Source organism: Actinomadura harenae (assembly GCF_003696215.1).
Taxonomy (GTDB): Bacteria; Actinomycetota; Actinomycetes; order Streptosporangiales; family Streptosporangiaceae; genus Spirillospora; species Spirillospora harenae.
On record NZ_RFFG01000215.1, the window covers coordinates 1 to 5,079 of the forward strand.

Here is a 5,079-nt window from a genome sequence, read left to right on the forward strand (position 1 = left end):
CCCCCGGCGGCCGCCGCGGCGCCCCGGCCTCGCCCGAGCAGCAGCCGCCCGGCCGCCCGCCCCGCTCGCCGATCTTCGAGGCGATGCAGTCGGAGTGGTTCCAGCGCGGCGCCGAGCCGGCCGCCGACGCCGACCCCATAAAGGGTTGGGCGTCTCCCGGCGACGACGGCTTCCAGGCCGTCGAGGCCCTGCGCGAGCCGGTCAAGGGCAAGCAGACCACCGCGGGACTGCCCAAGCGCGTCCCCGGACGCAACCGGGTCCCCGGGGCCGTCGGCGGCGCCCGCAGCGGCGCCAACGGCGCCCAGCAGGCGGCGGGCGGAACGAACGGCGCGGCCCAGGCGCCCGGCCAGCAACAGGGCCAGGCCCAGGCACGGCAGCCCGCCGTACCCCCGGACGCGGTGCGGAACCGGTTCGCGAGCCTGCAGCGCGGCGTCGCGCGGGGACGCACCGAGACCCGCGGCACGGCCTCCGACCTGCCCGGCGGAGGATCCGCGGACAGCGGCACAAATGGTGAAGATCCGTCGCGCAGGAGCGGCGGAGAGACAGGAGGCACGCGGTGAGCGGGCAGGATCTCAACTGGCTAGTCACGAACTTCGCGGACCGTGTCCCGAAGGTCGCGCACGCCGTGGTGGTCTCCTCCGACGGATTGCCGATGGCGTACTCGGCGGGCTTCCCGCCGGAGCGCGCCGACCAGCTGTCGGCGATCGCCTCGGGGCTGATGAGCCTTACCCAGGGCGCGGCGAAGATCTTCGACGCGGGCGGCGTGAACCAGACCGTCGTGGAGATGGACCGCGGACTGCTGTTCGTCATGTCCATCGCCAACGGCGCGGTGTTCGCGGTGCTGGCCGCGCCGGACTGCGACCTGGGCCTGGTGGCCTACGAGATGACGCTTCTGGTCGAGCGCGTGGGCCGGGTGCTGACCCCCGCGCTGCGCACCGCCGAGCAGCAGCCCCCCTACGCCGGCCCGCTGGGCGCCGGGCCCGCCCGGTACTAGCGGACGCTGAAGACGGAGGTCGGTGCGCATGGATCAAGGTGGTTCCTTCGGTCCCGGAGCGGGCGGTGGCCCGCCGGGGTGGCACGGTGACGTCCCCCAGGGCGGGCACAGCGGCGGCTACCCGGTACAGGGGCAGCAGCCCCACCCCGGTCAGGGCCGCACGCCCAGGCCGAGACACGGCGGCGGCGACGCGGGCGACACGAGCTCGCTCGTGCGCCCCTACGCGGTCACCGGAGGCCGGACCCGGCCCCGGTACGACCTCGCGATCGAGGCGATGGTGACCGCGGCACCGCATCCGCCGCGCGACGTCTCGTCGCTTACCCCGGAATACCGGGCGATCATGGACATCTGCCGGACGGCGCGGTCGGTGGCCGAGGTGTCGGCACTGCTGCGGCTGCCGCTCGGTGTCGCACGCGTCCTCGTCGCCGACATGGCCCTGGAGGGCCTCCTTCGGCTGCACCAGTCCCGCGCGGCGGGAGCGCAGCCGGACATCCGACTGCTTGAGAGGGTTCTGAGTGGGCTTCGGAAGCTATGACCAACCGTCGGCTGCGGCCGCGCCCGGGGACGGGCCGGAGCTGACCTCGGTCAAGATCGTCGTCGGCGGCGGCTTCGGCGTCGGCAAGACCACGTTCGTGGGTTCGGTGTCGGAGATCATGCCGCTCACCACCGAGGCCGTCATGACCGCGGCCAGCGCCGACGTGGACGACCTGTCGGCGGTGCCCGACAAGACGACCACGACCGTCGCGATGGACTTCGGCCGCGTGTCGCTCGACAGCGAGCTGATCCTGTACCTGTTCGGCACACCGGGCCAGCACCGCTTCTGGTTCATGTGGGACGACCTGGTCAAGGGCGCGATCGGCGCCGTCGTGCTGGTCGACACCCGGCGCCTCGCCGACTGCTTCGCCGCCGTCGACTACTTCGAGGAGTTGGGGCTCCCCTTCGTCGTCGGCGTCAACGGATTCCACGGCGAGTTCCAGTACGCCATGGAGGACATCCGCGAAGCGCTCTCGGTCAGCTCGCACGTGCCGATCGTCGAGTGCGACGCCCGCGACCGCGAATCGACGAAGCGGGTCCTCATCACCCTGGTGACCCACGCTCTGTCCATGGTGGGCTCCGCCCACTGAGCCTCCGGCTCCGAGGCTCGCCTGGCGGCTCGCCTCGGACCGGACGCTCGTGCGAATGCGGCATCGCTTCGCGATCAACCGCACGGGGGGCTCGCCTTACGGCGTCGCCCCCCGTGCGGTTGTTCACGCATTCGCGCCGGTTGCGGTCGTTGCGGGTCCCCGGTTTCGGTCGGTGCGTCCGGTGCGGGGTGTCACCGTGCGTTCACTACGGTCGCGTAGGAAATATGCACGATGCACTATTAGTTCCTAGGTGATCGGACTACTGGGACCTGCACGAGGAACTGCTTGATGAGTGACGCGGACAATATCGGGACGTTCGTAGCGATCGGGGACAGCTTCACCGAGGGGCTGAGCGACCCGGTGACCGGTGAGGACGACGTGTTCCGGGGGTGGGCCGACCGGCTCGCCGAGCATCTCGCCTCGCGCGACCCGGGCCTGCGGTACGCCAACCTGGCGGTGCGCGGGAAGCTGCTGCGGCAGATCGCCGAGGAGCAGGTGCCCCGTGCCGTCGAGATGGAACCCGACCTGGTCACGTTCTGCGCGGGCGGCAACGACATCATCCGTCCCGGCGGGGACCCCGACGCGCTCGCGATCGAGTTCGACGAGGCCGTCCGCGCGCTGCGGGGGACGGGCGCGCGCGTCGTCCTGTTCACCGGGTTCGACCCGCAGGGCCTGCGGTCCGGGAAGCGCATCCGCGGCAAGGCCGCCACCTACAACATGCACCTGCGCGCCATCGCCGACCGGCGCGGCTGCGACGTCGTGGACCTGTGGGCGCTCATGCCGGTGTTCAACGACCCGCGCGCCTGGTTCGAGGACCGCCTGCACCTGTCGTCCGAGGGGCACCGGCGGCTCGCGCTCCGCGTCGCCGAGGTGATCGGCGTCGACGCGGACGGCGACTGGCACGAGCCGTGGCCGCCGCTCGACTCCGCCGACTGGCTGACGCAGCGCCGCGAGGACGTGCACTGGGCGCGCACCTACCTGCTGCCCTGGATCGGCCGCCGCGCCACCGGGCGCTCCTCCGGCGACGGGCGGACGGCCAAGCGCCCCGACGCGGTGCCGCTGTCCCCGGGACGCGGGCGCGGGACGTCCCACCGCTCACGGGTTCGCTGAGGCCCGCCGCCGCGCGGTGGCGGGGCGGTCACGGAATGGGGCGGGAAGCCGGTTCGGACCGTCTCCGCGTGGTTACAGTGCTGTCGTGGCTTCCCCCCGGCTTCCGTCCCATCTTCAGCTGCTGTTGACCGACGAGCCCGTTCTGGACGTGTACGCGTCCGGTCCCTGGCGGGTTCCCGACGGGCTCTACAAGGAGATGCGCGAACGCGCCGTCGCCTTCAACGCCGATGAGCGGGCGGTGGTGCTGACCCGGCGGCTCAGCGACTTCTACGGGCCGGGGACGTCCGCCGCCGGGGCCGAGCTGTGGTCGCTGCTGACGTTCCTGCTGGGCGCCGGCTCGATCCGCGCGGGCAACCGCGGGGACGTCGACTTCGAGCTCCTCGGCGACCTGCTCGCCGACCCCGAGACCCCGGTGCGGCACCCGCTCGCCTGGTTCTCGCAGGGCGGGCGGTGGCGCCCGCCGGGCCTGTGGCTGCCCGAGCCCGCCGGGGACGACCCGGAGCGCCGCGCCGTCATGTTCGAGCTCGGCCGCGCCGGGCTGGACGTCCTCGCCGGGCTCGCGCCGCTGGAGGAGCGGCGGCTCGCGCTGGCCGGGCTGTTCGACCGGTTCCAGGAGCGGCCGGACCTGCGCGAGCTCGCGATGAGCACCCCGCGCGACCGGCTCGAGGAGGTCTGGGCCGCCGAGCTGACCGAGGACGAGCTGGCCGTCCTGCCCGAGCTGGCCGGACCGGTCGCCTACCTCACCTGGGCCTGCGACGGGCTCGCGGCGGCGCACGGGCGGCTGTCGCGCGCGGCGCGCGGCGCGGAGCCGTTCGAGGTCGCCTTCGCGCGGCTGCTCGCGGCGGGCGAGATCACCGAGGCGCCCGCCGAGCTGGCCGTCCCGCTCGGCGCGGACGGCTACGCGGACGTCGCCGACCGGCTCGCCGCCGAGACCGGCGACTTCGAGCCCGACCTCTGGCAGCCGCGGCTGCGCGCCTGGCTGGCGCGCGGGCTCGTCGCGGGCGAGGCCGACGCGTGCCGCGCCTGGCTCGACATGGCCGCGCGCGTCACCGGGGCCGTCCAGGGGCTGCCGGGCGTCGCGGTGAACCCGCGCTGCCGCCTGCCCGTCGGGCACTTCCAGGAGGACCTGCGGCGCCTGTTCGCGCTCCGCAGGGTCGCCAACCCGCTGCGCGACTCCCTCGCGGGCCATCCCGTCGGACGGCCGTCCGCGCGCGACGAGGTCGAGGCGATGGCCGCCGGCGACGAGATCGAGGCCGAACCGGTCGTCGGGCAGCCCGAGCTCGTGCGCGCGATGCGCGTGGCGCTCGCCGACCGCGCGGCCGGCCGGCGTCCCGTCCGGATGCTGATCGCCGGGCCCGAGGGCACCGGGCGCACCGACGCCACCGACCTGCTCGCCGAGAGCCTCGCCCGCCTCGGCGCCGTCCGGTCCGCGCTGTGGATCTCCGACCAGTCGTTCGCCTCGCTCGGCGTGAGCGAGGCCGTGATGTGGCTGTCCTCCCGCGTCCGAGAGTGCGCCGAGGCGCGCCTGCTCCTCGTCGTGGACGACCTGGAGCGCCTCGCGTCCGCCGAACGCTGCGGACCGGCCGCCGTCGAGGAACTGCGCCGCCTCCTCGCCCGCTCGCCCTCCCTCGACGTCGTCGCCCTCTGCCGCGCGAACGGCGACCGCCGTCTCCTCGACCTCAACCCCGCCCTCGTCCGCGCGTTCGACGTCGTCCGCACGCGCGACCTCGCCGAGGAGGGCCTCGCCGAGCACTTCCGCCGGGCCGTCGCCCGGCGCGGGGCGTCCGCCGCCCCGGACGTGGCGCGCGCGGCCGGGGTCCTGCTGGTGCGGACGTCCCCGCGCGGCAACCT

General features: G+C 74.4%; 5 protein-coding genes and 1 pseudogene. All 6 read left to right on the forward strand.

The annotated features are described in order from the left end of the window. A pseudogene (locus EBO15_RS44920) lies at window positions 1–560 on the forward strand (hypothetical protein); the annotation flags it as partial. Continuing rightward, the gene (locus EBO15_RS42590) at window positions 557–994 is read left to right on the forward strand and encodes a roadblock/LC7 domain-containing protein (RefSeq protein WP_122200113.1); all 438 of its coding nucleotides are present in this window, start codon (window positions 557–559) and stop codon (window positions 992–994) included. The pseudogene EBO15_RS44920 and the gene EBO15_RS42590, both read left to right, overlap by 4 nt. 28 nt (window positions 995–1,022) lie before the next feature. After that, window positions 1,023–1,529 (forward strand): DUF742 domain-containing protein, encoded by a 507-nt coding sequence (locus tag EBO15_RS47470; RefSeq protein ID WP_378239377.1) that lies wholly within the window; start codon window positions 1,023–1,025, stop codon window positions 1,527–1,529. Window positions 1,530–1,569: 40 nt separating this feature from the next. Further along, window positions 1,570–2,118, forward strand: a complete 549-nt coding sequence (locus tag EBO15_RS42600; RefSeq protein ID WP_122200116.1) for a GTP-binding protein — start codon at window positions 1,570–1,572, stop codon at window positions 2,116–2,118. Between the two features lie 288 nt (window positions 2,119–2,406). Next, a complete protein-coding gene (locus EBO15_RS42605; RefSeq protein WP_122200114.1) occupies window positions 2,407–3,228 on the forward strand; it encodes an SGNH/GDSL hydrolase family protein in 822 nt (273 codons plus the stop codon). An 85-nt stretch (window positions 3,229–3,313) separates the two neighbouring features. Then, window positions 3,314–5,079 (forward strand): hypothetical protein (locus EBO15_RS42610; RefSeq protein WP_147481913.1); only part of this gene is annotated, 1,766 nt, incomplete at its 3' end.